The sequence below is a fragment of the Casimicrobium huifangae genome (assembly GCF_009746125.1).
GTDB lineage: Bacteria > Pseudomonadota > Gammaproteobacteria > Burkholderiales > Casimicrobiaceae > Casimicrobium > Casimicrobium huifangae.
The window spans coordinates 1,708,010-1,733,057 of sequence record NZ_CP041352.1 but is presented as its reverse complement, the minus strand read 5'-3'; the positions used below and the strand labels follow the sequence as shown (position 1 = coordinate 1,733,057).

Annotated in this window: 23 protein-coding genes; 10 read left to right on the top strand and 13 right to left on the bottom strand. The window is 61.9% G+C overall.

All coding sequences use genetic code 11. The features are described from left to right. Positions 1–65 precede the first annotated feature (65 nt). Both FKL89_RS07965 and FKL89_RS07960 read right to left on the bottom strand, forming a co-directional pair. Positions 66–653 carry a hemerythrin domain-containing protein gene (locus FKL89_RS07965; protein WP_156862254.1) on the bottom strand — a complete coding sequence of 196 codons (588 nt, stop codon included), beginning with the start codon at positions 651–653 and terminating at the stop codon, positions 66–68. Positions 654–785: 132 nt separating this feature from the next. Beyond that, positions 786–2,234: a hypothetical protein gene (locus FKL89_RS07960; protein ID WP_162527441.1), complete on the bottom strand. Its 1,449-nt coding sequence runs from the start codon at positions 2,232–2,234 to the stop codon at positions 786–788. 61 nt (positions 2,235–2,295) lie between these two features. Here FKL89_RS07960 and FKL89_RS07955 point away from each other — a divergent pair, with 61 nt between their 5' ends. Beyond that, positions 2,296–3,528 carry a threonine ammonia-lyase gene (locus FKL89_RS07955; protein WP_156862252.1) on the top strand — a complete coding sequence of 411 codons (1,233 nt, stop codon included), beginning with the start codon at positions 2,296–2,298 and terminating at the stop codon, positions 3,526–3,528. Then, a complete protein-coding gene (locus FKL89_RS07950; protein ID WP_156862251.1) occupies positions 3,525–4,454 on the top strand; it encodes an MBL fold metallo-hydrolase in 930 nt (309 codons plus the stop codon). The genes FKL89_RS07955 and FKL89_RS07950 overlap by 4 nt, the downstream gene beginning before the upstream one ends. Here the strand turns inward: FKL89_RS07950 and FKL89_RS07945 are convergent. Together FKL89_RS07945 and FKL89_RS07940 are read right to left on the bottom strand one after the other, a co-directional pair. Beyond that, positions 4,441–5,040, bottom strand: a complete 600-nt coding sequence (locus FKL89_RS07945) for a class I SAM-dependent methyltransferase (protein ID WP_238363538.1) — start codon at positions 5,038–5,040, stop codon at positions 4,441–4,443. The two genes, FKL89_RS07950 and FKL89_RS07945, sit on opposite strands and share 14 nt — an antisense overlap. 51 nt (positions 5,041–5,091) lie before the next feature. Continuing rightward, positions 5,092–7,380: an NADP-dependent malic enzyme gene (locus tag FKL89_RS07940; protein WP_156862250.1), complete on the bottom strand. Its 2,289-nt coding sequence runs from the start codon at positions 7,378–7,380 to the stop codon at positions 5,092–5,094. A 245-nt stretch (positions 7,381–7,625) separates the two neighbouring features. On the opposite strand from FKL89_RS07940, the gene FKL89_RS07935 reads away from it, so the two are divergent. From FKL89_RS07935 to FKL89_RS07910, 6 genes are all read left to right on the top strand, one after another. Further along, positions 7,626–9,146 carry a CoA-acylating methylmalonate-semialdehyde dehydrogenase gene (locus tag FKL89_RS07935; RefSeq protein ID WP_156862249.1) on the top strand — a complete coding sequence of 507 codons (1,521 nt, stop codon included), beginning with the start codon at positions 7,626–7,628 and terminating at the stop codon, positions 9,144–9,146. Positions 9,147–9,180: 34 nt separating this feature from the next. Next, on the top strand, positions 9,181–10,368 hold the full coding sequence (locus FKL89_RS07930) for a fumarylacetoacetate hydrolase family protein (protein WP_156862248.1): 1,188 nt from the start codon (positions 9,181–9,183) through the stop codon (positions 10,366–10,368). Positions 10,369–10,562: 194 nt separating this feature from the next. Continuing rightward, positions 10,563–11,258 (top strand): aspartate/glutamate racemase family protein, encoded by a 696-nt coding sequence (locus FKL89_RS07925; RefSeq protein WP_156862247.1) that lies wholly within the window; start codon positions 10,563–10,565, stop codon positions 11,256–11,258. Between the two features lie 136 nt (positions 11,259–11,394). Continuing rightward, complete coding sequence (locus FKL89_RS07920; protein ID WP_156862246.1) at positions 11,395–11,685, top strand: type II toxin-antitoxin system RelE/ParE family toxin; 291 nt, start codon at positions 11,395–11,397, stop codon at positions 11,683–11,685. Positions 11,686–11,694: 9 nt separating this feature from the next. Continuing rightward, complete coding sequence (locus FKL89_RS07915) at positions 11,695–11,994, top strand: addiction module antidote protein (RefSeq protein ID WP_156862245.1); 300 nt, start codon at positions 11,695–11,697, stop codon at positions 11,992–11,994. Between the two features lie 13 nt (positions 11,995–12,007). Next, complete coding sequence (locus FKL89_RS07910; RefSeq protein WP_156862244.1) at positions 12,008–12,916, top strand: hypothetical protein; 909 nt, start codon at positions 12,008–12,010, stop codon at positions 12,914–12,916. A gap of 108 nt (positions 12,917–13,024) precedes the next feature. Here the strand turns inward: FKL89_RS07910 and recQ are convergent, their stop codons facing one another. Further along, a complete protein-coding gene (recQ, locus tag FKL89_RS07905) occupies positions 13,025–14,866 on the bottom strand; it encodes a DNA helicase RecQ (RefSeq protein ID WP_156862243.1) in 1,842 nt (613 codons plus the stop codon). A gap of 147 nt (positions 14,867–15,013) precedes the next feature. Between recQ and FKL89_RS07900 the strand changes: the two genes are divergently transcribed. Continuing rightward, entirely contained in the window at positions 15,014–16,252 is a 1,239-nt protein-coding gene (locus FKL89_RS07900) for an MFS transporter (RefSeq protein ID WP_156862242.1), read from the top strand. 207 nt (positions 16,253–16,459) lie between these two features. Further along, a complete protein-coding gene (locus FKL89_RS07895) occupies positions 16,460–17,371 on the top strand; it encodes a PfkB family carbohydrate kinase (protein ID WP_156862241.1) in 912 nt (303 codons plus the stop codon). 148 nt (positions 17,372–17,519) lie between these two features. Here FKL89_RS07895 and FKL89_RS07890 read toward each other — a convergent pair whose 3' ends face one another. From FKL89_RS07890 to FKL89_RS07855, 8 genes are all read right to left on the bottom strand, one after another. After that, complete coding sequence (locus FKL89_RS07890) at positions 17,520–18,503, bottom strand: Bug family tripartite tricarboxylate transporter substrate binding protein (protein WP_162527440.1); 984 nt, start codon at positions 18,501–18,503, stop codon at positions 17,520–17,522. Positions 18,504–18,670: 167 nt separating this feature from the next. Further along, positions 18,671–19,873: a 3-oxoadipyl-CoA thiolase gene (pcaF, locus tag FKL89_RS07885; RefSeq protein ID WP_156862239.1), complete on the bottom strand. Its 1,203-nt coding sequence runs from the start codon at positions 19,871–19,873 to the stop codon at positions 18,671–18,673. Between the two features lie 31 nt (positions 19,874–19,904). After that, the gene (locus tag FKL89_RS07880) at positions 19,905–20,546 is read right to left on the bottom strand and encodes a 3-oxoacid CoA-transferase subunit B (RefSeq protein WP_156862238.1); all 642 of its coding nucleotides are present in this window, start codon (positions 20,544–20,546) and stop codon (positions 19,905–19,907) included. Next, the gene (locus FKL89_RS07875) at positions 20,543–21,223 is read right to left on the bottom strand and encodes a 3-oxoacid CoA-transferase subunit A (protein ID WP_156862237.1); all 681 of its coding nucleotides are present in this window, start codon (positions 21,221–21,223) and stop codon (positions 20,543–20,545) included. The genes FKL89_RS07880 and FKL89_RS07875 overlap by 4 nt, the downstream gene beginning before the upstream one ends. 122 nt (positions 21,224–21,345) lie before the next feature. Continuing rightward, entirely contained in the window at positions 21,346–22,479 is a 1,134-nt protein-coding gene (locus tag FKL89_RS07870) for an ABC transporter substrate-binding protein (protein ID WP_156862236.1), read from the bottom strand. Positions 22,480–22,561: 82 nt separating this feature from the next. Beyond that, entirely contained in the window at positions 22,562–23,317 is a 756-nt protein-coding gene (locus FKL89_RS07865) for an ABC transporter ATP-binding protein (RefSeq protein WP_156862235.1), read from the bottom strand. Next, positions 23,307–24,047 (bottom strand): ABC transporter ATP-binding protein, encoded by a 741-nt coding sequence (locus FKL89_RS07860; protein WP_156862234.1) that lies wholly within the window; start codon positions 24,045–24,047, stop codon positions 23,307–23,309. The genes FKL89_RS07865 and FKL89_RS07860 overlap by 11 nt, the downstream gene beginning before the upstream one ends. After that, on the bottom strand, positions 24,044–25,048 hold the full coding sequence (locus tag FKL89_RS07855) for a branched-chain amino acid ABC transporter permease (protein ID WP_156862233.1): 1,005 nt from the start codon (positions 25,046–25,048) through the stop codon (positions 24,044–24,046). Before FKL89_RS07855 ends, FKL89_RS07860 begins: the two co-directional genes overlap by 4 nt.

The following is a 25,048-nucleotide window of genomic DNA, read 5'->3' as shown; positions in this document are numbered from 1 at the left end:
AAATTGCGGTTCAAGCCCTGTTCAAACAAGGATTTCTGCAAAAAGCCAATGACTGGACAGATCGCTCAGGCGTCTTCACCCACCCCAATCGGCGCCGGTGCCTTGAGCAGGATTTGCGCAAACAGGCGCTCGTAGGCCGGGTCCGGCGGGTACTTGCCGGTCAGCGGGTCGCGGTTCTCCGCGAACGCACGATCCAGCTCGTTCCAGTCGGCTTCGCTCAGGTCGCGCTCGGCAGCTGGCAACACAACGTTCTCTTCGAGCCGCATGTGCTCCATGTAGAACTTGATGTAGCGCTCGCAGGCCCCTTCAAAGGCGCCACGCCGGGTATCGCCCAGCAGTTCCCACGCGGTGAGCAGATGCTGCAGTTCGCGGATCGCACTTTCGCCACGCGCGTGGTCACGATCCAGCCGTTCGATCGCGTCGCGCACCTCGGCCGAGGCCGCCACGATTTTCGGGAACAGCAGATCGGTTTCTTTGGTGTGATGCAGCCGCTCCGGGAATTCATCCACATAGAACAACATCGCCCGCAGCACCGAAAAAAACGTCTCGGTATCCCGCTTCGGGCCGCGCTGAACCATCAGCATCAGCGACCGCAACATCGCCGCCAGCGCGGCATGCTCCTCGCGAATGATGCGCAGGCTTTCGTGTGTCATGGCAAGGCTCCGGGCGTAAGAACAATGCCGGGCAGTGTTGCATGGCTGCCACCGGACGTCCTTGACTTGGGTCACGTCATCATCGCCGCTGCGCCGGCCGACCGTCTGTGTATGGAGTACCGCCAACTATGGTCACAGGGGAAGTTCGTAACTCTCCTGACCCAGCACCGTGCTCGGCGTACGCAACTGAACGCGGAGCCGCCCGCCCGCCGCGTCAAACGCAAACGGCTGCCCGGTGAAAACGTCTCGCTGGTCGGGCTCGGCGGCAGCGATGAACGCCGCCAGGTCCGCCTTCGCCACCCCTTTCGTACGCGCCGTTATGGCCAAGCGCGTTGCCGCTGCCAGATTGCGCAGATCGGCAATGCGGCTGCCGTACTGGGCATACGTCGGCGCAGAAATGCCGGCGACGATACGTCCCATCGGATTGCGCACGAAAGGCAAACACATTGGGCCTAGCCAGTCTAGTCGACCACAAGCGAACGGGTCTGTCTCCTTATCGCGGAGCAGCTCAGGTTCAGCGCGAGCCGCACGTTGAAGGGCCTGCTGTGCCGCTCGGTTGGCGGATGCTGCGAGGTTGATCGTATCGTTGTGATCGATCGTCCATTCCGTGAATTTGCAGACCGCTTGTTCTGACCATGAAGGGGCTGCCCCGAACGCGAGCGATTGGCACGGCGAGGCGCGCACAACATCCCATACCGCGCGTACAACCGCCCACTCGATATCCATCAGCGAATCAAGCCGATCCGGCGTGGAGTCGACCACTTGCAGAGCTGCAACAAGTTGCTCGGCAACCCCTGCATCGAGTCCCTGCGATGCCGCGACGTTCGACTGCACCGAGAGCAGCAACTGAGACTGTGCTGCGACCGAGATCATCGCGTCAATCAGACTATCGCCCGAACGGCTGGCCGTCGCATTGAGTAGACGATGGTAGATACCGCTAGCCCGTCCAACGTCGCCATCAATCCAAAGCTGACGGGCATCCGCTGTCTGCCATCGCAGCACCTTCATCAACGTGTCGTAGGGTGGCAACAGCGCTTCCACGCTTAGGCCCGTTCGACGCGGCCCCGCGGCCCAGATCAAATCGGCCCGCTGGCGCAATATGTCGTGCGGCGCAGCCGCATGCAATGCGCTCCACTCGTCTGCCGACGTTGACGGGGTCACCCGCACCGTTGGCGCCACAGGTGGCACTGACAGCTCATCAAGGCCGCCCCGGCAGACTTTGCGAATTTCATCTTCGCGGTCCGCCCAGCGTCTGGAGTAGGCGCTGAATTCCACTTGCGAGAACGGCGACGGTGGGGTTGGCTCCTGCGCTGAACGCTCGTTCACCATTTTTTCGTGCGCTGCCAGCAGGCACTTTCCATACAGCACCGGGTCGATACCCGCCGGGGCGCGAATGCCATACGCTCGATGCCCGTTGTCAGTGATTCTGTCCAGCGCAGACGCCTTCGCGTCCAGCGACTTGACTAGCGGTGACAGCGTCACCGGCGTGAGCGCGTAGTACACCTGACACAGCACCGCCGCGATGATGACCAGCAGAATGGCAGTCATCACCCCGAGCAATGTTTTCCACAGCAAACGCATGTTGACATGCTATGAGCAACGGGCCTGCACGTCCATCACAGCCCCCCATACAATCCGGTTCATGAGAAATCCCGCCGACCTACCAGTCACACTCGCTGACGTGCAGGCTGCCCGCGACAAAATCGCTGGTGCGGTCGAGCGCACGCCCTGTCTTCACTCCAAGACTTTGTCCCGAATATTCAATTGCGAAGTCTGGCTCAAGTTCGAGAACCTGCAGTTCACGGCCAGCTTCAAGGAACGTGGTGCTTTGAACAAGCTGCTGTCGCTGACTGCGGAAGACAAAGCACGGGGCGTGATTGCCATGAGTGCGGGCAACCACGCGCAGGGCGTCGCCTATCACGCTGGCCGCCTCGGCATTCCGGCGACCATCGTGATGCCGGCCTACACGCCATTCGTGAAGGTGCGCAATACTGAGGGGCATGGCGCCAAGGTGGTGCTGCACGGCAGCACCCTCGCTGAGGCCTCGCAACACGCGCGCGATCTCGCCGCGAAACACAAATACGTGTTCGTGCACCCGTTCGACGACCCCTACATCATCGCCGGTCAGGGCACGCTGGCGCTGGAAATGCTGGAGGCCGCACCGGACCTTGACACACTGGTCATTCCCATCGGCGGCGGCGGTCTCGTTGCGGGCTGTGCGGTGGCGGCGCGAGGCGTGCGACCGGATATCGAGATCATCGGCGTCGAGTCCACCACCTTTCCGGCCATGGCGCAGCGCCTTCGCGACGAACCCGTACGCGTGGGTACGGAGACCATCGCCGAGGGGCTGGCGGTACGCGATATCGGCGAAATCCCGCTCACCATCGCGCGGGCACTGGTGAAAGACGTGCTGCTGGTCGATGAGGCGATCATCGAGGAGGCCATCGCACTGCTGATCGAGATTGAGAAGACGGTGACCGAGGGCGCTGGCGCTACCGGTGTGGCGGCGCTGTTGCAGCATGGTCATCGTTTCACCGGCAGGAAAGTGGGCATCGTGCTCTGCGGCGGCAACATCGATTCGCGCATTCTGGCCAGCATCCTGATGCGCAATCTGGTGCGCGAGGGACGGCTGATCCGTATCCGGGTGCGTTTGCCGGACGTCGCGGGTGCGCTGGCCAAACTGACCAAAGTCGTCGGTGACGCTGGCGCCAATGTGGTCGATGTCGAGCATCAGCGCCTGTTTGGCGTGTTCAGCGTGAAGTCCACCGAGGTTGAACTGACGCTGGAGACGCGGGACCGGGCTCACGTCGAGCAATTGCTCGCAGAACTTGATCTGAACGGATTTGCGGCGAACCTGCTGGGTGCCAGCGAATGACCACGGCGCTGCCCGGCAGCATCGCCTTCATCGAACGCGACTGGCTGTCCGCCAATCACATCATGTTCCGCGACGGTGACGCGGCAACGCTGGTCGATACCGGTTACGGCAAGTTCAACGATGTCACCATTGACCATGTTGAACGCACGCTCGACGGCTGGGACGGTGCGCCGCTTGCGCGCATCATCAACACCCACATCCATAGCGACCACATCGGCGGCAACGTGGCGCTGCAGCGACTGCATCGCGGCTGCAGCATTGCCGTGCCGGCGGAGGAACAACGTGCGCTGGTGAACTGGGACTCTCCGGAGCAAATGCTGTCGTACGCCGACCAAGAGGCAGAGCGCTTCGCCTGGGACGAGGTGATTGAGCCGGGCCAGCAGCTCACCCTCGGCGGCGAGGAGTGGCACACCATTGCCACACCGGGGCACGACATGGGCTCGCTGGTGCTCCATTCGCCGCGCCTGAAAATCCTGATCTCGGCGGATGCGCTGTGGGAGCACAGCTCCGGGTTCGTACCGCCGCAGGCGATTGATCCGAAACCACTGGCAGCGCAGCGCGCCACGTTCAGGAGGCTCGCCGATCTCGATGTTGCACTGGTCATCCCCGGTCACGGGCCGATGTTCACCGATTTCAGCGGTGCGCTGAAACGTGCGAGTGACAAGCTGGAGGCTTTCGCTGCCGACGACATGAAGATCGTGCGCAGCGTGGTGAAAGGCATGTTCATCTATTCGATGATGTGGCGCGGCAGCATGCCGCTGGCGGAGCTGCCGGGCTACGTCGGGCGCATTGGCGTGCATCGCGACTACAACGCGCAGTTTTTTCGCATCAGTGATGAGGCCTACGCCGACTGGCTGCTGGGCGAGGCCGTTCGCGCGGGCAAGCTGCGCGTTGATCGCGAACGCGGCGAGATTACTGCGGTTTAGCGGGATCGCCCGACCGGCCCGGCTCCGGTGCTGCCGGCGGCGAACCACCCTCCACTTCGGGCAGATTGCGAATGGCAGCAATGCGCTGTTTCATGGCGACTGGTTTGCCGTCCGCGCCGCGCTCCGGCATCTGGTCAAAGGCGATCACCCGGAAGTCGCCGTAGACCCACTGCGCCAGCTCATTCGGCCGCAACAGGAATTCCGGCCGCGACGGCTTGCCGTACATCTCGTTGCCCGCCATGAAGGTCTCATACAACAGCAGGCCGCCCGGCTTCACCGTCGCCAGCAGCTCGCGCGCGGCAGGCCGCCAGAGGTAGTTGCAGACCAGCACCACGTCGAAAGAATGTTCGGCATAGGGCCAGGGATCATTCTCCAGATCACGTTGCTCGGTACGCACGTTCTGCACGGTCTTCAATGGTTGCAGCAGTGACGCATCGCGATCAACAGCGGTGACCATCACATTGCGCGCCGCGAAGAAGCGGGCGTGACGGCCGCGCCCGCAGGCAACATCTAGCAGCTCGCTCTGCGGCTTGACGTAGACCGCATGGCGCACCATCCACGGCGACGGGGTTTCGATGTCGTGCATGGTGCGTCCCTGATGTGATCGGCTAAGTCAGGCTGACTGGCGAGTTCGTCGCTAGCGAGCGTTGTTGGCGTCCACCACCGCCAGCGCCGCCATGTTGACGATGCGGCGCACGGTAGCGCTCGGGGTCAGGATATGCACGGGTCGCGCGCAGCCGAGCAGGATCGGCCCGATCGCCACGTTGTTGCCGGCTGCAGTCTTCAACAGGTTGTAGGCGATGTTGGCAGCGTCAATATTCGGGAAGACAAGCAGATTGGCAGAGCCGGAGAGATGCGAGTCGACGAGGCCGGCACGCATATCTTCGTCAAGCGCCGAATCACCATGCATCTCGCCATCAACTTCGAGCTTCGGTGCGCGCTTGCGGATGATCTCCAGTGCATCGCGCATCTTCACTGCTGAAGGTGTGTTCGAGGTGCCGAAGTTGGAGTGCGACAGCAGTGCGACTTTCGGTTCAATGCCGAAACGCTGCAGCTCTTCTGCCGCCATCACCGTGATCTCGGCGATCTGCTCCGCCGTTGGATCGTAGTTGACATGGGTATCAACCAGGAACAGCAGGCGGCCCGGCAGCATCAGGCCGTTCATCGCTGCATACTCGTGGGCGCCTTTGCGCAGACCAAGCACCTGATCGATGTACTTCAGGTGCATGTCATGGGTGCCGTAGGTGCCGCAGATCATTGCGTCCGCGTCCCCCTTGCGCACCATCATCGCGCCGATCAGCGTGAGGCGGCGGCGCATCTCGATCTTGGCGAGCTGCTGGTTGACGCCCTTGCGCTGCGCGATACGCAGATATTCCTGCCAGTAGTCGCGGAAGCGAGGGTCGTTCTCCGGATTGATGAGTTCAATGTCCACACCCGGCTTCATGCGCAGGCCGAAACGCTCCAGCCGCTTTTCGAACACCGCCGGGCGGGCGATCACCACCGGCTTGCAGATGCCTTCGTCGATGACCACCTGAATGGCCCGCATCACGCGCTCTTCCTCGCCCTCGGCAAACACCACCCGACGGGGCAGCTTGCGCGCGGCATCGAAGATGGGCTTCATCACCGCGCCGGAGTGATAGACAAACTGTGCGAGCTGTTGCCGGTAGGCGTCGAAATCCTTGATCGGGCGCGTCGCGACACCGGAATCCATCGCCGCCTTGGCCACCGCTGGCGCGATGCGCACGATCAGACGGGGGTCGAAGGGTTTCGGAATGAGGTACTCGGGCCCGAACGAGAGGGTGCCGAGATTGCCATAGGCTGCGGCGACCTGATCGTTCTGCTCGGCCATCGCAAGATCGGCAATGGCGAGCACTGCCGCGAGCTTCATCGCTTCGTTCACGGTGGTCGCGCCAACATCAAGCGCACCGCGGAAGATGAACGGGAAGCAGAGCACGTTGTTGACCTGGTTCGGATAGTCGCTGCGACCGGTGGCGATGATCGCGTCGGGTCGTGCCGCCTTGGCGAGGTCCGGCATGATCTCCGGCTCCGGGTTGGCCAGCGCCATGATCAGCGGGCTCTTCGCCATCTTTGCCAGCCACTCAGGCTTGAGCACCTTCGCTGCGGACAGGCCGAGGAACACGTCCGCACCATCGAGCAACTGATCCACTGTACGCAGATCGGTCTTCTGCGCGTAGCGTGCCTTGTTGTCGTCCATCAGTTCGGTGCGGCCTTCGTAGACCACGCCGGCAATGTCCGATACCCAGATGTTTTCGCGCCGCACGCCAACCGCAACCAGCATGTCGAGGCAGGCCAGCGCCGCCGCGCCCGCGCCGGAGCACACCAGCTTGACCTCTTCCGGCTTCTTGCCAATCACGCGCAGGCCGTTGGTCAACGCCGCACCGACAATGATTGCGGTGCCGTGCTGGTCGTCATGGAAGACTGGAATCTTCATCCGCTCGCGCAGCTTCTTCTCGACGTAGAAGCATTCCGGCGCCTTGATGTCTTCAAGGTTGATGCCACCAAACGTCGGTTCCAGCGCCGCGATGTGCTCGACCAGCTTGTCCGGGTCCAGCTCATTCATTTCGATATCGAAGCAGTCGATACCGGCGAACTTTTTGAACAGGACCGCCTTGCCCTCCATCACCGGCTTCGCCGCCAGCGGGCCGATGTTGCCCAGGCCAAGCACCGCAGTGCCATTGGTCACCACGCCAACCAGATTGCCGCGCGAGGTCATGTTGAACGATTCCGCCGGATCGCGCACGATCTCTTCGCAGGCGAATGCAACACCGGGCGAATACGCCAGCGCGAGGTCGCGCTGATTGGTCAGCGTCTTGGTTGCACTGATCTCGAGCTTGCCCGGCTTCGGGCTCCGGTGGTACTCAAGCGCCGCTTCCTTCAGGGTCAGCGCTTTCGTTGTGTCGGCCATGATCTCCGCCTTTTTCGTATCGTGGAATTAGTTTCCGAATTTTATGTGCTGTCGCTGTCGTTTTGCTACGGGAGCAAGCCACGTGCCGACAATGACGCTCATCAACACAATTGATCATTGCGACATTGCAGCGCGCGAGTGTGGACTGTACACCGCAGTCCATTTCGAGCATAGCGAACGCGAGTGGCAGCACAAAGCGGGAAAATGCAGTTACAAAGATCGCCACGCAAAGCAGGACTGTGACCATGGGCAAAATCGAAACCAATCTCTCCGCCGCAGAAGTCGGTCACCACATCGGTGGTGCCATCCGTAGCGGCATGTCGGGCCGCCACGGCGACGTCTACAACCCGGCGACCGGCGCGCTCGCACGCACGGTCGCGCTGGCGGACGAATCCGAGGTCGATGCCGCCGTTCAGGCAGCCAAGGCGGCCTTCCCGGCTTGGGCCGACACACCGCCTATCCGCCGGGCGCGGGTCATCTTCAAGTTCCTCGAGTTGATGAACCAGCACAAGGCAGCGCTGGCCGCCGCGATCACCGCCGAGCACGGCAAGGTGTTCACCGACGCCGAGGGCGAAGTGTCGCGCGCCATTGACGTTGTCGAATTCGCCTGCGGCATTCCGCAGTTGCTCAAGGGTGACTACACCGATCAAGTGTCCACCGGCATCGACAACTGGACGATGCGGCAGCCACTCGGCGTGGTGGCCGGCATCACGCCGTTCAACTTCCCGTGCATGGTGCCGGCATGGATGTTCCCGGTCGCTATCGCCTGCGGTAACAGCTTTATCCTGAAACCTTCACCGACTGACCCATCGCCTTCACTGATGATCGCGGATTTGTGGCAGCAGGCGGGGCTGCCGGACGGCGTGTTCAATGTGGTGCAGGGCGACAAGGTAGCCGTGGACGCCCTGCTCGCGCATCCGGATGTGCGCGCCGTCTCTTTCGTCGGATCGACGCCGATCGCCAACTACATCTACGAGACCGGCGCCCGCCACGGCAAGCGCGTGCAGGCATTGGGCGGCGCCAAGAACCACATGATCGTGATGCCGGATGCCGACATTGATCAGGCCGTTGACGCGCTGATCGGCTCGGCCTACGGTTCGGCGGGCGAGCGCTGCATGGCGATCTCGGTCGCGGTGCTGGTCGGCGATGCCGCCGACAAGATCATGCCCAAGCTCGTCGAACGCACCAGAACGCTGAAGATCAAGAACGGCATGGAGCTGGATGCCGAGATGGGGCCGATCGTGACCAGCGCTGCACTCGCGCGCATCACCGGCTACATCGAGGACGGCGTGAAGGCAGGTGCCAAACTGCTGGTGGATGGCCGTGGGCACAAGGTCGCTGGCCACGAGCACGGCTTCTGGCTCGGCGGCACGCTGTTCGACGACGTCACACCCGACATGCGCATCTACCGGGAAGAGATCTTCGGCCCGGTGCTTTGTTGCGTGCGCGTGCCGGATTTCGCCGCTGCGGTCGATCTGGTCAATCGCCACGAATTTGGCAACGGCGTCAGCTGCTTCACCCGCGACGGCAACGTCGCCCGTGAGTTTGCGCGGCGCATTGAGGTCGGCATGGTGGGCGTCAACGTGCCGATCCCGGTGCCAATGGCCTGGCATGGCTTTGGCGGCTGGAAGCGCAGCCTGTTTGGTGACATGCACGCCTACGGAGAAGAAGGCGTGCGTTTCTACACCAAACAAAAGAGTGTCATGCAACGCTGGCCGGAATCGATCGGCAAGGGCGCCGAGTTTGTGATGCCGACGGCGAAGTGATCACGCCGCTCGCACAACCACCAGGACTGCCGCAATGAATCTTGCCGCCGAGCACATTCTTCCTGCCGACGCCGATGACGCACTGCTGGTCGGTCGCTTGTGGCAGCCAGGCATCGGCCCAACGGTTGTCGTCTGCAGTGACAGCGCGCTGTTTGACATCACCCGCGTCGCGCCGACGGTGAGCCAGCTGCTCGAACTTCCGGCCCCTGCAGGCGCAGTGCGCGACGCGCTCCCCACGGCGACGAGGGTGGCTGATCTGCAGGACGTGCTTGCCAATTGCGACGAAGCCACCCGCAATCCTGGTCAACCCTGGCTGCTTGCGCCGTGCGACTTGCAGGCGGTGAAGGCCAGTGGCGTGACCTTCGTGGCCAGCATGCTGGAGCGAGTGATTGAGGAGCAGGCGCGTGGTGATCTGACCAAAGCGCAGGACATTCGCGTGGCGCTCACCGCCATCATTGGCGACAACCTTGCACAGTTGAAACCCGGCAGCGACGATGCTGTGCGGGTCAAGGCCGAACTCATCAAGCGTGGGGCATGGTCGCAGTACCTTGAAGTGGGCATCGGGCCGGACGCCGAGATCTTCACCAAAGCGCCCGTGCTTTCTGCGGTCGGGCTCGGTGCCGACATCGGAATCCATCCCAAGTCGGTCTGGAACAACCCGGAGCCCGAGGTCGTGCTCGCCGTCAACAGTCGCGGCGAAGTGGTGGGTGCCGCGCTCGGCAACGACGTCAACCTGCGCGACTTCGAGGGCCGCAGTGCACTCCTGCTTGGCAAGGCGAAGGACAACAACGCCTCCTGCGCCATCGGTCCGTTCATCCGGCTGTGCGATGAGCATTTCGGGATCAACGACATCCGGCAGACCGAGCTTGCGCTGCGCGTTGAAGGCGCCGGTGACGGCTTTGTGATGACCGGCAGCAGCTCGCTGAACAAGATCAGCCGCGACCCGCTGGAATTGGTTGGTCACGCGTGGGGCAAGACGCACCAGTATCCCGACGGCTTCATGCTGTTTCTCGGCACCATGTTCGCCCCGACGCAGGATCGTCACGGACCGGGCCTGGGCTTCACTCACGAGGTTGGCGATGTGGTGTCAATTTCATCGGCGAAGCTTGGCAAGCTCGTCAACCGAGTCGGCCACAGCGACCAGATCGCGCCGTGGACATTCGGCATCGCGGCGCTGATGGGCAATCTTGCGGCGCGGGGATTGCTGAAAGTGCTGCCGTAGCGAAGATCCGCTTTTCAGCGAGGCCTTTATTTCGTGCGGGCTGGACAGGCATTTCTCCAGAAAGTCGACTTTTGATGAATGTCCGGTTTGAGCCCTTTTCAAATGGTACTTTCAATGAAAAGTTGACTGACTGATTCTCATGTCACGTTGGCGTCCGTCCGCCGCTTGTCGATGAATTGAACACAAGGAAAGCGATGAAAACCATTGGCCTCATCGGCGGCATGAGCTGGGAATCCACCGTGCCCTACTACCGCATCATCAATGAGGAGGTGAAGGCGCGGCTGGGCGGGCTTCATTCTGCAAAGCTGGTGCTGGTCAGCGTGGACTTTCACGAGATCGAGTGCATGCAGCACGCGGGCGATTGGGCCGCTGCAGGTGAAGCGATGGCCGACGCGGCGCGTCGCTTGCAGGCTGCCGGCGCCGACTTCATCGTGCTCTGCACCAACACCATGCACAAGGTGGCCGATGCCATCGAGCGCGCGGTTGACATCCCCCTGCTGCATATCGCCGACCCGACCGCTGCCGCCATCAAAGCCGCCGGCCACAGCACTGTCGGTCTGCTCGGCACCCGCTTCACGATGGAGCAGGCGTTCTACCGTGACCGGCTGGTGAGCAAGCATGGATTGAACGTCATCGTCCCTGACGATGCTGATCGCGCCACCGTCCACCGTGTCATCTACGAAGAACTCTGCCTCGGCGAGATACACGACGAGTCACGCGACGAATACCGCCGAATCATGGCCAAACTCGTCGAACGCGGCGCGCAGGTGATCATCCTCGGCTGTACGGAAATTTCGCTGCTCGTCAGCGAACGCGACGCCACTGTGCCACTGTTCGACACCACGCGACTGCACGCAGAAGGTGCCGCCGAGGCCTGTCTGGGCGCTTGAACGTAGCCTTGAGAAGCGAAGCGCGTCAAGGCAAATTGATACCAGCCACGTCACCACAGGAAACCGGACGCGCTTCGCTTCTCCAGGCAAAAACTGCCGAGTAGCGACATTCGTATCCTATGCGATACAATAATGCATGATCGAAGTCCGGCAAACTGAGACCTATGTGGAGTGGTTTGCGTCACTCAGAGATCGGCAAGTGCGGGCACGAATCGACATCCGCATTCGCCGCCTGTCGTTGGGCAATCCCGGCGATGTGAAGGCTGTCGGCGAAGGCGTGTCCGAACTTCGCATCGACTATGGTCCGGGTTACCGTGTTTACTTTGTCCGGCGCGGACAAACCGTTGTGATCCTGCTTGCGGGCGGCGACAAGCGGACACAGGATCGTGACATCAAGACCGCCCTTGAACTGGCCCGCATCGCTTAGGAGAGCGTCATGGCAAGCACATTGAAAACCCATCCGTGGGATCCTGCGGAGCACCTTGAGACCGAGGACGATATCGCCGCATATCTTGAGGCTGCATTCGAGGAAGGTGATCCGTCGCTCATCGCTGCCGCGCTCGGCGACATTGCCCGCGCAAAGGGCATGGCGCAAATCGCACGCGATACCGGGCTCGGGCGCGAGAGCCTTTACAAGGCCCTGTCCTTAGAAGGCAATCCGGAGTTTGCGACGATCATGAAGGTGGTCAGCGCGCTGGGGCTTAAGTTGCACGCAACTGCAATCCAACCCCGCTGAAATCTGTTCACCGATGAAGTATCTGGTTCGAAAGCAAGTGTTGGCCCTGATGCCGGAATACGCTATATCGCGCGATGAATTCCACAAGGCACAGCGATCACAAAGTACTCTGCGCAACGCACTGTCTATCGAAGAAAAGTACGAAATCCTACTTTCTAATTTCATCGAATTTGAGCAGACAGCGTTAACTCAAGTATTAAGTAACGCTGTACGGGATTTGGATACGTATGACAAGTTCTTCGAAAATCGTGTTGCCCTGAACGCGAGATTGGTCAATTTTCTCTCCGCCGCGCGTCTATACCTGGATCAACTCCCGCAGCACATGATTGGTGAAACGGCCGACGAATCCCATGCCCGAAAGGAACGCCTTAAGGCGAAATGCGCCGACCAATATGACGCGCACTTTGAGTACCGATTCATGGAGGCGCTACGGAACTATGTTCAACATAGGGGTATTCCGATTCACCTTACAACGTATCAGTCACGGTGGCAGGACGGCCCAGACCATCGTTACATGGAGTTTTCCATTCGCTTGGTAGCAACCCGCGAGAAATTGCGTGAAGACGGAAGGTTTAAGGCAAACATCTTGGCTGAAATGCCATTAGAGGTTGAAATACCTCACGCGTTACGGCAATACGTAGAGGCGATCAGCGAGATACATTGCTTCGCTAGAGGGACCATCCAGGCGGAAGTCGTAGGAGCAAGAGATTATGTCGAATCCCTGCATGCAAGGTATGCGCAGCTTTACGACAAGAGTCTTGCTACCCTGTCGGCGATCGAGTTAGATGATGATCAACGCCTAATAAAGTCCGTACCTCTGGGACTTGAATGGGATGACGTAAGAATTGGGTTGCAAAAGCGAAATCGAAAGCTAGCCAACTTAACGAAGAGATCAGTGGTGAGCATGACACAAGCGACCTGATAGCTCGATGGGCGAAACCTGAGAGGTTTCACCTCATATCCTCGCCGCAGGCACTTCAACCACTACACGAAACACCAACGCATCCCGCGGAACCGCAAGCGTTCCGCCCTACCCCGCGACGATCCCCACCAACGCCTCGCCAAACCGCGCCAACTTGCTCTCGCCAATCCCGCTGATTGCGGATAGCGCAACCTTGTCTCGCGGCCGTGACCGCGCTATCTCGCGCAGCACGCTATCGTGCAGGATGACAAACGCCGGGACGTTTTCTTCTCTGGCGGTGTCGAGGCGCCAGGCCTTGAGCTTTTCGTAGAGGGCTTCGTCGTCAGTGGTGAGGTCTGCTTCCACCTTGCCGTCCTTGCCGATCTTCGCCTTGCTGCCGCGTTTGCTCTTGGTCTTGCTCGCCGCAACTGCCAGTTGTTGGCGCAGCATCGCTGGCACTTCGCCGCGCAGCACAGGGCGCGCGGCAGGCGTCAGATGCAGCGCGCCATACGCCTCGACGTCGATCTCAGCCCAGCCGTGCGTCACGATCTGCCGGAACACATTGCGCCACGTCGCTTCGTCGTGCTCCTTGCCGATGCCGTGCACTGGCGAGGTGTCGTGACCACGGTCGCGCATCTGGGTCGTGGTCTTGCCCATGAGCACTTCGATAACGTAAGTGGCACCGTAGCGCTGGCCGGTGCGATAGATGGCCGATAGCGCCATGCGCACCAGTTCGGTGGCGTCCCAGGTTTGTGGCGGGTTAAGACAGGTGTCGCAGTTGCCGCAGGCGTGCCCCTCAGGTTGCGTCTCGCCGAAGTAAGCCAATAGGCGGCCTCGGCGGCAGGCCGTTGTCTCGCAAAGCCCCAGCAGCGCGTCCAGCTTGGCGCGGCCCGCGCGCTTGAATTCCTCGCTTGCTTCGCTCTGCTCGATGAAGCGCCGCTGTTGCACGACGTCGGCGAGACCGTAGATCATCAGCGCCTCGGACTCGTCGCCGTCGCGGCCTGCGCGCCCGGTCTCCTGGTAGTAGCCCTCGACGCTCTTGGGCAAATCGAGATGCGCCACGAAGCGCACATCGGGTTTGTCGATGCCCATGCCAAACGCGATGGTTGCCACCATCACGATGCCCTCCTCGCGCAGGAAGCGCGACTGGTTGCGCCGGCGCACGTCCTGGTCCATGCCTGCGTGATACGGCAGTGCCTTGGTCATCTCGGCATTGAGCCAGTCGGCCGTCGCGTCGACCTTCTTGCGCGACAGGCAATAGACGATGCCCGATTCGCCTGCGTGTTCGCGCAGGAAGGCGCGCAACTGGGCGCGTTCGTCAACGCGCTCCGTGATCAGGTAGCGAATGTTCGGTCGGTCGAAGCTGGAGACAAACTCGCGAGCGTCATCAAGCTTGAGCCGGGCGCGGATTTCGACACGGGTCAGCGCATCGGCTGTCGCGGTGAGCGCAATGCGCGGCACACCCGGATAGCGTGCAGCAAGCACCGCCAGTTCGAGGTAGTCGGAGCGGAAATCATGCCCCCACTGCGACACGCAATGTGCTTCATCGATGGCGAACAGCGAGAGCTTGCCATCGTCGCGCAGGCGATCAAGCAGATCGAGGAAGCGCGAGGTGATCAGGCGCTCCGGCGCCACGTACAGCAGCTTGATGTCGCCGGCGAGCATCTGGCGCTCGACGCGATTCGCCTCTTCGCCGCTCAGCGACGAATTCAGAAATGATGCTGTGATGCCCAGCTCGCGCAGCGCATCTACCTGATCCTGCATCAGCGCGATCAGCGGCGAGACGACGATGGCCACGCCGTCACGCAACAGTGCCGGGATTTGATAACAGAGTGATTTGCCGCCGCCGGTCGGCATCAGCACCAGCGCATCTCCGCCACCGCCAACGTGATCGATGATGTCTGCCTGTGGTCCGCGGAACGACGGATAGCCGAAGGTGGTCTTGAGGATGTCGAGAGCGGTAGTGGACAAGGTGGCGGAACACTGAATTTGTAACCAGTATTGTAGGAGCGGCTATGCCGCGACCCACTTCGCGGTGCAAAGGCCAAGGTCGCGGCGGTGCCGCTCCTACAGAAACCGACGCTCAACTACCGCAAGCCACACGCCTACAATGCCGTAGTGCTTGCTTCACTCACGTCGCGGTTTCCGCCGTTTCTGCTCCCGCTCATCCTGATCAACCTGACTGGCCACATGGCGCTGTCGGGTGGACGCGTTTCCGGCTCGCTCTACGTGCTGAAGACCGGCAACCCGGAATATCTGGTGGGCGTGTTCATGGCGCTGTTCTCGGCGATCCCGGTGCTGACGTCGCTGGCGATCGGGCGCTGGGTAGACCGCGTGGGCGCGCCGCGCGTGATGCGGCTGGGCATTTCGCTGGTGCTGTTCGGGGCGTGGCTCCCGGTCGTGTATCTGACCTTGCCGACGCTGCTGGTCATGGCAGTCACAATCGGCTTCGGTTTCAATGTGCTGTCGGTTGCTGCGCAACACACCGTCGGTCATCTGGTTGAGAACGCGTCACCGTCGGAGCGGCTCGCCAATTTCGGCTGGTTCGCTCTCGGGCATTCGGCGTCGAGCACATTGGGCCCATTCATCGCTGGCGTCCTGATCGACGCACTAAGCTTTCGCGCTGCCTTCGCGGCCCTCGCCGTGTTTGCCTGTGCTGCGGCGTGGCTGGTCTACACCCGCACCAAAGGCCTGCCGGGACCGCACGCCGACCCCGAAGCCGAAGTCGCGAGCAATGAGGAAGACGACGTCAGGGAGGTGCAGCAGAAGCCGCGTGTGCTGGACTTGCTGGCGATCCCTGAGATGCGCCGCATCTATTGGGTGAACATGATCACCGCGTCGTCGTGGGATCTGTTCATCGTGATGCTGCCGGTGCTCGGTGTGCGTCTGGGCTACTCGGCATCGGTCATTGGCACCGTGTTCTCGCTGTTTGCGGTGGGGACTTTTGCGGCACGCGCTGCCATGCCCTGGCTCTCGCAGCGGGCCAACGAGTGGCAGATTCTGCGCGTGTCGCTGGCGGTCATCGTGTGCGTGTTCATTGCGCTGCCGTGGGCGGCGGTGGCCCCGATGCTGATGACGCTTGGCCTGATCTTCGGCGCTGCAGTCGGCATGAGCCAGCCCAATCTGCTGTCACTGCTGCACGCAGCATCGCCGGCCGGACGCGGCGGCGAGGCAGTGGGCCTGCGCTCGGTATTGAGCAACAGTGTCTCGGTGGTGGTGCCGGTCGCGTTTGGCGCGGTCGTGGCGCCGCTGGGGATCTCCGCCCTGCTGTTCGCCGGCAGCGCCGTGTTCGCGACCGGGCTGCCGCCAGCGCATCGCGGCGCCACGCTGCGGGCAGCTGCGCGCAGCGACATTTGATACCGCACGGATGGCCTTCAATTCTCCGTTCGTGGTGAGCCTGTCGAACCATGAACGCCGTTGGAGAAATCAATGACGAGTCAAGGCCATCTCGCGACACGCGCGGCGTACGACAGCGTTCGTGCATAACATCGTCAGGCCGTTAAGCTCGGCGGACAAAACGCGTCGTCCGCACGGCAATTTGCAACATCCTTTCGATTCAACAACGTGACTGCCAGCAAACCCATTCTCTGCGTCGGCGCCTGCGCGTGGACCACCATCTTCCGCGTGGCGCATCTGCCGCGTGGCTCGGCCAAGATCATCCCGGACATCGCCATCCAGATTGGTGATGGCATGAGCGCCACCGCTGCCTGCGCCGTGGTCAGACTGGGTGGCAAGGCAGCGTTCTGGGCGCGGGTCGGCGATGACGCCAATGGTCACGCCGCGATCAAATCGCTCACCGAAGCCGGGCTCGATTGCTCTGGCGTGCGGCTGGTCACAGGCGTCAAGGGCTCGTTCTGCACCGTGGTGGTGGACGGCGATGGCGAACGCATCGTGATTCCGCGTCACGACCCGGCCATGCCGACTGAGGCTTCATGGCTGCCGCTGGAGCGCATCCGCGCCGGCGAGTTCGCCACCGTGCTGACCGAAGTGCGCTGGCCCGAGGGCGCAGCGGCGGTGCTCGACGCCGCGCGCGCGGCTGGCATCCCGGCGATTCTCGATGCCGAGGTCGGCGCGCCCGGCGTGCTCGAGGATCTGGCGCAACGGGCGACGCATGTGCTGTACAGCGAAACCGGGCTCGACGCCCACGTTGGCACCGGCGACGCGGGTGGACAGTTGGTGCGCGCCCAGGCGGCCCTGCCGCACGCCTTCGTCGGCGTGACGCGAGGCGCGGAAGGCTTCTACTGGCTGCAGGACGGCAAGGTGGGGCACGCTGCGGGCGTCAAGGTCAACGCCATTGACACGCTGGGCGCCGGCGATGTGTTCCACGGTGCCTATGCGCTGGCGCTTGCCGAGGGCCAGAGCGCGGCCGATGCGGCACGCTTTTCCTGCGTTGCGGCAAGCCTCAAGTGCGAGGTGTTCGGCGGCCGGATTGGCGCGCCGACCCGGGCCGACGTGCTGGCAAGGATGTCGTCGTAGACAGGCAAACCAGACGTCGGTCAGGTCAGCTTTCTGTTGAAACCGGCAACAGCACCGGGCTCACCAGACATTTTCGCCACAAACCGACTCTGGGCTGAATCGACCATCCAGCCCAATTCGAATGGGGCTTTCGCGAAAAAGCTGATCGCTATTCCGCCTTGATGTTGCGCTTCTTGACGATGGCGCCCCAGCGAGCACTTTCAGACGCGAGCTGCGCGCCAAAGTCTGCCGCCGTTCCCGGCGACGCTGTCAGGCCGTCGCTCTCAAGATTGGACTCCATCGACTTGGCGCCCATCGTCTCGTTGACCGCTTTGTTGAGTTTGGCAACGATGTCGGCCGGCATGCCTTTGGGGCCGATCAGACCGTGCCAGTTGACGACTTGATAGTCCTTGTAGCCAAGCTCCATCGCGGTCGGCACATCGGGCAGGGCTGGCAGTCGCTTCGGCGTGCTGACCGCGAGTGCGCGCAGCTTGCCGCCCTTGACGTGCGGAATGGTGGACGCCACGGTGCCGAACACGATCTGCGTGTTGCCAGCGATGGTGTCAGTCAGTGCGGGCGAGGTGCCTTTGTACGGAACATGGACGACGTCAATGCCGGCCTGGTCCATGAAATATTCGCTCGCCACATGGGTGATGCTGCCGCTGCCGGCCGATGCGTATGAGAGCTTGCCCGGCTGCTTTTTCGCCAGATCAACCAGCTCCTTGAGCGTCTTTGCGGGCAGCGACGGCGTGACGGCGATGATGAACGGCCCGCGCGCCAACTGCGCGATCGGCGTGATGTCCTTCAGCGAGTCGAACGGCACCTTGTAGACAAACGGATTGACCGTGTAGCTGGCGGCGGTGAGCATCAGCGTGTAGCCGTCAGCCGGCGACTTCACGGCGATCTCGGCACCGAGGTTGCCGCCAGCGCCGGGTTTGTTCTCAACGATGAACGGCTGGCCGAGTTTTTCAGTCAGCTGCTTGGCCAGCAGACGCCCCATGAAGTCCGATCCTCCACCGGGTGCAAACGGCACGATGATCTTGACCGGTTTGTTCGGATAGCTGGCTGCGTCCTGGGCGTGCCCGGCCACTGCAGCTGTGGCGAATGCAACAGCCAGCGCGGTGCGGGAAAACAGTCGGGCAAAGCGATTCATCAAGTTCCTCCTGAAACAACTTGGTATCTGACATGCGAAAAAGCACGCGCCAAGGCGCGTGGCAACCTTCGCAGTGTCACCCATTCAGTGGTCAGTTAGCTGTCAGGCGCCGTGGTACTGACGAGTTGACTGCCTCGATGGGCAATCAGGGCACAAGGGCCACAGCCTCAGACGCGCTCCAGAATGACCGCAATGCCCTGCCCCACACCAATGCACATGGTGCACAGCGCGTAGCGGCCACCCGTGCGATGCAGCTGGTTCACCGCCGTGGTCGCCAGCCGTGCGCCGGACGCGCCGAGCGGGTGCCCCAGCGCGATGGCGCCGCCGTTCGGATTGACGCGCGCATCGTCGTCGGCAACGCCGAGCTCGCGCAACACGGCAAGCCCCTGCGCCGCGAACGCCTCGTTGAGCTCGATCACGTCCATTTGGCCGATGCTGAGCCCGGTCTGCGCCAGCACCTTCTTTGTCGCGGGTGCCGGGCCGATGCCCATGATGCGCGGTGGCACACCTGCCGTGGCCATGCCCACCACACGCGCGCGTGGGGTGAGATTGTGCGTTTTCAGCGCTGCCTCCGATGCCACCAGAATGGCGCAGGAACCGTCGTTGACGCCGCTGGCATTGCCGGCGGTCACCGTGCCATCGGGTCGCACTACGCCTTTCAGTTTGGCCAGCGCTTCCAGTGACGTGTCGCGCGGGTGCTCGTCCTTGCTGACGATGATCGGATCGCCCTTTTTCTGCACGATCGTCACCGGCGTGATTTCACCGTCGAAGAAGCCGCTTTTCTGCGCCGCCACCGCCTTCTGCTGCGACGCCAGCGCCATGCGATCCTGCGCTTCCCGCTCGATCTTGTAGTCGGTGGCGACGTTTTCTGCGGTTTCCGGCATCGAGTCGACACCGTACTTTTCCTTCATCAGCTTGTTGATGAAGCGCCAGCCGATGGTGGTGTCATACACCGCATTGCTACGGGAAAACGCCGATTCCGCCTTCGGCATCACGAACGGCGCCCGGCTCATGCTCTCGACGCCACCAGCGATCATCAGGCCCGCCTCGCCCGCCTTGATCGCGCGGGCTGCAGTGCCCAGCGCATCGAGGCCGGAGCCGCACAGGCGGTTGATGGTGGCACCCGGTATGCCCTGCGGCAGCCCGGCGAGCAACAGCGCCATGCGCGCCACATTGCGGTTGTCCTCGCCGGCCTGGTTGGCGCAGCCATAGAGCACATCGTCGATCGCGGCCCAATCAAGGTTCGGGTGTTTCGCCATCAGCGCCCGCAATGGCACCGCGCCAAGATCGTCAGTGCGCACCGAAGATAGCGAGCCGCCATAGCGGCCAATGGGAGTACGCAGGGCATCGACGATGTAGGCTTGGGTCATGGCAGCAGCTCGTTCAAAAAGTGGTGAGTAGTCAGGCGACAAATGAGAGGCCGGAGCGCGCTTCCAGCTCGCTACGCGACAGGCCATCAACAGTTTCGACCAGCGCAAAGCCGTTGGCGGTGACATCAACGACCGCGAGGTCCGTGTAGACACGGGTCACACAGGCAAGGCCGGTCAGCGGATAACTGCAGCGTTCGACCAGTTTGCACTGGCCATCTCGGGTGAAATGCTCCATCATCACCCAGGTCTGCTTGGCGCCAACGGCCAGATCCATCGCACCGCCCACCGCCGGAATATCGTCGGCATTGCCTGTGTGCCAGTTGGCCAGATCACCGTTTGCTGCGACCTGAAAGGCACCGAGCACGGAAATATCGAGGTGTCCGGCGCGCATCATCGCAAATGAGTCGGCGCTGTGAAAGTACGAGCCGCCGCGCAAGAGCGTCACCGGTTGCTTGCCGGCATTGATCAGATCAAAGTCCACCTCATTCGGCACCGGCGCCGGCCCCATACCGAGCAGGCCGTTCTCGCTCTGCAGGATGATTTCGCGATCAAGTGGCAGGTGGTTGGCCACCAGCGTCGGCATGCCGATGCCAAGGTTCACGTAGGCGCCGTCGGGCATGTCACGCGCGATGCGCGCAGCGAGCTGGTCACGGCTGAGGCGCTGGTAACTCATGCCGCCATCTCCATCCGCTGCACTTCGACAATACGCTGCACGAAGATACCGGGCGTCACCACGTGCTCGGGATGGATGTCACCGAGCGGCACCACCTCGTGCACCGAAGCGATCGTCACAGTCGCCGCCATCGCCATCAGCGGACCAAAGTTGCGTGCTGACTTGCGATAGGTAAGGTTGCCCCAGCGATCGCCCAGCTCGGCCTTGATCAACGCGAAGTCGGCGCGGATCGGCGACTCGTAGACATACATCTGGCCGTCAATCTCGCGCACTTCCTTGCCGGCGGCGAGCGGCGTACCGTAACCCACGCGGGTAAAGAAGCCACCGATACCGGCGCCGGCAGCGCGGATGCGTTCGGCCAGATTGCCCTGCGGCACCAGCTCCAGCTCAACCTTGCCGGCTCGATACAGCGCATCGAACACGTAGGAGTCGGCCTGCCGCGGAAACGAGCAGATCACCTTGCGCACCCGCCCTGCCTTGAGCAGTGCGGCGATTCCGGTTTCGCCATTGCCAGCATTGTTGGCCACGATAGTGAGATCACGCGCCCCCTGGACAATCAGGCCATCAACCAGCGCCACCGGCATGCCGGCCCCGCCAAAGCCACCAATCATTACGGTGGCACCATCCGGAACATCCGCAACCGCCGTTGCGACCGAAGCTTGCGTTTTGTCGATCATGCAACGATTGTAGAAGTCGCGTTTCGATTGCCCGCTCGAAAGTGCCATTGGCGGCTCGCTGGCAATCGCCAATGAAGAAAAGGCCCGCCGAAGCGAGCCTTTTTTGTGTCAGCGACTGGTGATCAGCGCTTGTTCAGCATCGGCAGCGTTTGCGTCACTACCTGCTTGCCATCCTTCACTTCGACCAGGAAGCTCTCACGGTCGATGTCACCCTTGTCGTCGAAGCAGACGTCAAGCAGGATGCCGGGATTGTCCTTGACCTTGAAGCAGGCGTTCTTCATCGCAGCGGCAATCGCCTTGCCGTCGGTGCTCTTGGCCTTTTCGATCGCAGCCTTCAGCATGTAGGCCGAGAAGTAGCCCTTGATGCCGTTGTGATCCGGCTTGGTCTTGAATTCTTTCTCGAACTTGGCGCCGAAGTCCTTGAACATCGGGGCGTCTGCCGTCAGGCCCACATGGCCGCGCACACCGTTGGCTGCAGAGCCGGCAAGCTCAATCACCTTGGCGCCCATCAGCGTGGTTTCACCAACCATCGGCTTGTCGTAGCCCTGTTTGCGCAGCTCTTTCAGCAGGCGAGCTGATTCTTCCTCGTTAAGGTAGGCGAACAGCGCATCGGCGTTGGCCTGCTTGGCACGCAGCACGGCAGAGGACATGTCGACCTGGCCCGGATCGGTGGAAATATCGGCCGCAACCTTGACATTGCGGGCACCGAGCTCCTTGATGATGGCGTCACGACCACCCTTGCCGAAGTCATTGTTGACAAACACCACGGCGACCGACTTCGCCTTGAGATCGTTGGCCAGATAGTTCGCCACTTTCGGCATGCCCATCGCCTGATTGAACGAGGAGCGGAAGATGTACGGATTGCCCTGGGCCGTCACATTCGACGCCTCACCACCGGTGAAGTTGGGGATATTGGCCTTCTGGCTCTCGGTCTGGCTGACCAGAATGGAACCGGAGAATACCGGGCCAAAAATGGCAGTGACTTTCTCGTCAATGGCCTTGACGGTCATCGCCTTGGCAATGGCGGGCTGCGACTGGGTGTCCATTTCGACCGATTCGATCTTTTTGCCCATCACGCCGCCCGCAGCGTTGATTTCGTTGATCGCCAGCTTGGCCCCGTTGCGATACATGGTGCCCGCTGCGGTGCCGCCGCCCGACAGCTCGACGACTTGCGCCACTTTGATGTTCTGTGCATAGGCAGACGCTGCCAGCAGTGCTGCTGTCAGGCCCATCGCCTGTGCGAGTTTCTTGTTCATGTCTTCCTCCAGTTGAAAGTGTCTTGACGACGATTGGTAACGTAGCGAATTTCGATGCGCCGACAGGGAATTCCCTGAGGCACTAGGTTTTGGCGTGACCGCCCAGAAACAGCCGGTTCAGGTTCGGATCATTCAGCAGCTCGGACGCCGGTCGATCCACGGCCAGCCGGCCCATCTCCAGCGCCAGCGCCCGATCCGAAAACTTGAGTGCGGTGCGCACATTCTGCTCCACCATCAGCACGCTCTTGCCCGAATCGGCCAGTTTGCGCAGCAGTTGCATGACGTCCTGCACGATGATCGGCGCCAGCCCGATGGAGGGTTCGTCAATCAGGATCACTTCCGGTTTGACCAGCAGCGCACGGCCAATCTCGAGCTGCTTCTGCTCGCCGCCGGACAGTGACGCGGCCCGCGAGTCGATGCGTTGCTTGAGACGCGGGAAGAGCTCCATCACTTCATCAATGCGTTCGCGCAGCAGCTTCTTGGGCAGTTGCAGGCCGCCCAGTTCGAGGTTGTGCAATACGCTCAACGAGCCAAACAGGTTGCGTCCCTGCGGCACGAAGGCCATGCCTTCGCCGAGCAGTTGCCGCGGTGTGCGTCCGTTGATCACCTTGCCACCAAAGCGAACTTCACCGGAACGCGGCGTCAGCATCCCGAACAGGGTTTTCAGCACCGTCGACTTGCCGGCGCCATTCGGGCCGATCAGCAGGGTAATTTCGCCCTTGCGGGCGTCAAGCGTCAGCTTATTCAGGATGGTGAGATGCGTGTAGCCAGCGACAACAGCATCGAACTGGATCAGCGATTCGCTGCGTGGCGCGGCGGAAGCGGGATTAGTTGCCAAGGTAGGCCTCCAGCACTTCGCGGTTGTTCTGGATTTCTTCGGGCTTGCCGACTGCGAGCACTTTGCCTTCCACCATGCAAACGATGCGGTGACAGAGCTTCATGACGAAGTCCATGTTGTGTTCGATCACGACAAAGCTGCCGCCCTGTTTTTTGTTCAGTTCGACCAGCAGCTCGCGCAGCCCGTCAACCAGCGAGGGATTGACGCCGGCGCAGGGCTCGTCGAGCAGCACCAGACGCGGCGCCGGCATGAAAGCCATGGCGATATCCACCAGCTTCTGCTGCCCGTACGACAGGCTGCCGGCGGGCAAATCGGCTACGTGCTTGAGCCGGAACATCTCGATCATTTCGTCGGCCCGCTCGCGCAGACCGTTGTCCGGCGGTGCAAACATGCGGCCCCAGAAGGTACCGTGAAATTCCTGCGCTGCGGCAATCAGGTTGTCGCGCAGCGACAGCTTGCCGAACACCTGCAGGTTCTGGAAGGTACGGCCGATTCCAAGGCGCGACATTTCCAGCGGCGAGTTGCCGGAGATGTCCACGCCTTCAAACTCGACGCGACCACTGTCCGGCTTGATCTGGCCGAGAATCGAATTGAACAGCGTCGTCTTGCCGCTGCCATTGGGACCGATCACGCCAAGAATTTCACCAGGCTCGACGTTGAAGCTGACACCGCTGACCGCCTGGATGGCGCCGTAGCTCTTCTTGATGTCATGAACTGAAAGGATGCTCATGCTGCCTCCACCGTGCCTTTGCCGGCTGCCGCTGCAGCGCGTTCCGACAGCTCTTTCTGCTTCGCCTCCCGCTTGGCCTTGCGCAGCAGCAGCGCTTCGCGCAACGAAAGCAGTCCGCCCGGCAGCCAGATCATCATGATGACGGCCGCGAAGCCAAACACGGCGAGATACCAGTCCTTCAGGAAGCGCAAATACTCGGGCAGCAGCAGTGCGATCGCGGCACCGAGCACTGGCCCGTAGAAGCGTCCGGAGCCACCCACGACCACCATCATCAGGAACAGGAGCGAGTTGGCAATGCCGAACGGTGCCGGTTCGATGAAGTTCACCAGCGGCGCGAACAGCGCCCCGGCGATACCGGCATAGGCGGCGCCGATCGCGAACGACATCAGCGTGTAGGCGGTGATATTCACGCCCGTACTTTCCGCGCGAATCGGGTTGTCGCGCAACGCCGCGAACGCCCGTCCCCACGGCGAGCGCAGCAGCGCAGCCAGCACGGCACCAGCGACCAGCGTGATCAGCAGCACCAGAAAGTAGAACGCCAGATTGCCTTCAAAGGAAAAACCGAAAAGCTCCGGGCGCTTGATGTTCTGGATGCCGAAGGTACCGCCAGTCAGCCATTCTTCGTTGCGGAAGAACAGCACCAGCAACAGATTGAAGCCCAGTGTCGCAAAGCCCAGATAGTGCAATTGCACGCGCAATGCCGGGAAACCGATGACCAGCCCGAGCACGAAGCAAAGCACAATCGCGACCGGACTGGCAAGCCAGAACGAGAAGCCCGCCTTCATCATGATGGCGACGGTATACGCCCCCACTCCCATGAATCCGGCATGGCAAAGCGACTTGAGGCCGGCGTAGCCGACAGTCAGGTTGAGCCCCATTGCAGCGATGATGTAGACAAGCCACAGCGTCAACAGATAGAGCCCGTAGGTTTTGAGCAGCGCAGGGGCGATCGCCAGTGCGGCGACGGCAACCGTGAGAAAGGCCAGATGCTGTTTTGACAT

Bases quoted from the DNA above. Each gene is read 5' to 3' on its own strand.
- FKL89_RS07915 (WP_156862245.1), top strand. From the start codon at position 11,695: ATGGCAAGCACATTGAAAACCCATCCGTGGGATCCTGCGGAGCACCTT.
- FKL89_RS07920 (WP_156862246.1), top strand. From the start codon at position 11,395: ATGATCGAAGTCCGGCAAACTGAGACCTATGTGGAGTGGTTTGCGTCA.
- FKL89_RS07935 (WP_156862249.1), top strand. From the start codon at position 7,626: ATGGGCAAAATCGAAACCAATCTCTCCGCCGCAGAAGTCGGTCACCAC.
- FKL89_RS07925 (WP_156862247.1), top strand. From the start codon at position 10,563: ATGAAAACCATTGGCCTCATCGGCGGCATGAGCTGGGAATCCACCGTG.
- FKL89_RS07855 (WP_156862233.1), bottom strand. From the start codon at position 25,048: ATGTCAAAACAGCATCTGGCCTTTCTCACGGTTGCCGTCGCCGCACTG.
- FKL89_RS07945 (WP_238363538.1), bottom strand. From the start codon at position 5,040: ATGCACGACATCGAAACCCCGTCGCCGTGGATGGTGCGCCATGCGGTC.
- FKL89_RS07890 (WP_162527440.1), bottom strand. From the start codon at position 18,503: ATGAATCGCTTTGCCCGACTGTTTTCCCGCACCGCGCTGGCTGTTGCA.
- FKL89_RS07875 (WP_156862237.1), bottom strand. From the start codon at position 21,223: ATGATCGACAAAACGCAAGCTTCGGTCGCAACGGCGGTTGCGGATGTT.
- FKL89_RS07910 (WP_156862244.1), top strand. From the start codon at position 12,008: ATGAAGTATCTGGTTCGAAAGCAAGTGTTGGCCCTGATGCCGGAATAC.
- FKL89_RS07960 (WP_162527441.1), bottom strand. From the start codon at position 2,234: ATGCGTTTGCTGTGGAAAACATTGCTCGGGGTGATGACTGCCATTCTG.
- FKL89_RS07950 (WP_156862251.1), top strand. From the start codon at position 3,525: ATGACCACGGCGCTGCCCGGCAGCATCGCCTTCATCGAACGCGACTGG.
- FKL89_RS07940 (WP_156862250.1), bottom strand. From the start codon at position 7,380: ATGGCCGACACAACGAAAGCGCTGACCCTGAAGGAAGCGGCGCTTGAG.
- FKL89_RS07955 (WP_156862252.1), top strand. From the start codon at position 2,296: ATGAGAAATCCCGCCGACCTACCAGTCACACTCGCTGACGTGCAGGCT.
- FKL89_RS07860 (WP_156862234.1), bottom strand. From the start codon at position 24,047: ATGAGCATCCTTTCAGTTCATGACATCAAGAAGAGCTACGGCGCCATC.
- FKL89_RS07930 (WP_156862248.1), top strand. From the start codon at position 9,181: ATGAATCTTGCCGCCGAGCACATTCTTCCTGCCGACGCCGATGACGCA.
- pcaF (WP_156862239.1), bottom strand. From the start codon at position 19,873: ATGACCCAAGCCTACATCGTCGATGCCCTGCGTACTCCCATTGGCCGC.
- FKL89_RS07965 (WP_156862254.1), bottom strand. From the start codon at position 653: ATGACACACGAAAGCCTGCGCATCATTCGCGAGGAGCATGCCGCGCTG.
- FKL89_RS07880 (WP_156862238.1), bottom strand. From the start codon at position 20,546: ATGAGTTACCAGCGCCTCAGCCGTGACCAGCTCGCTGCGCGCATCGCG.
- FKL89_RS07870 (WP_156862236.1), bottom strand. From the start codon at position 22,479: ATGAACAAGAAACTCGCACAGGCGATGGGCCTGACAGCAGCACTGCTG.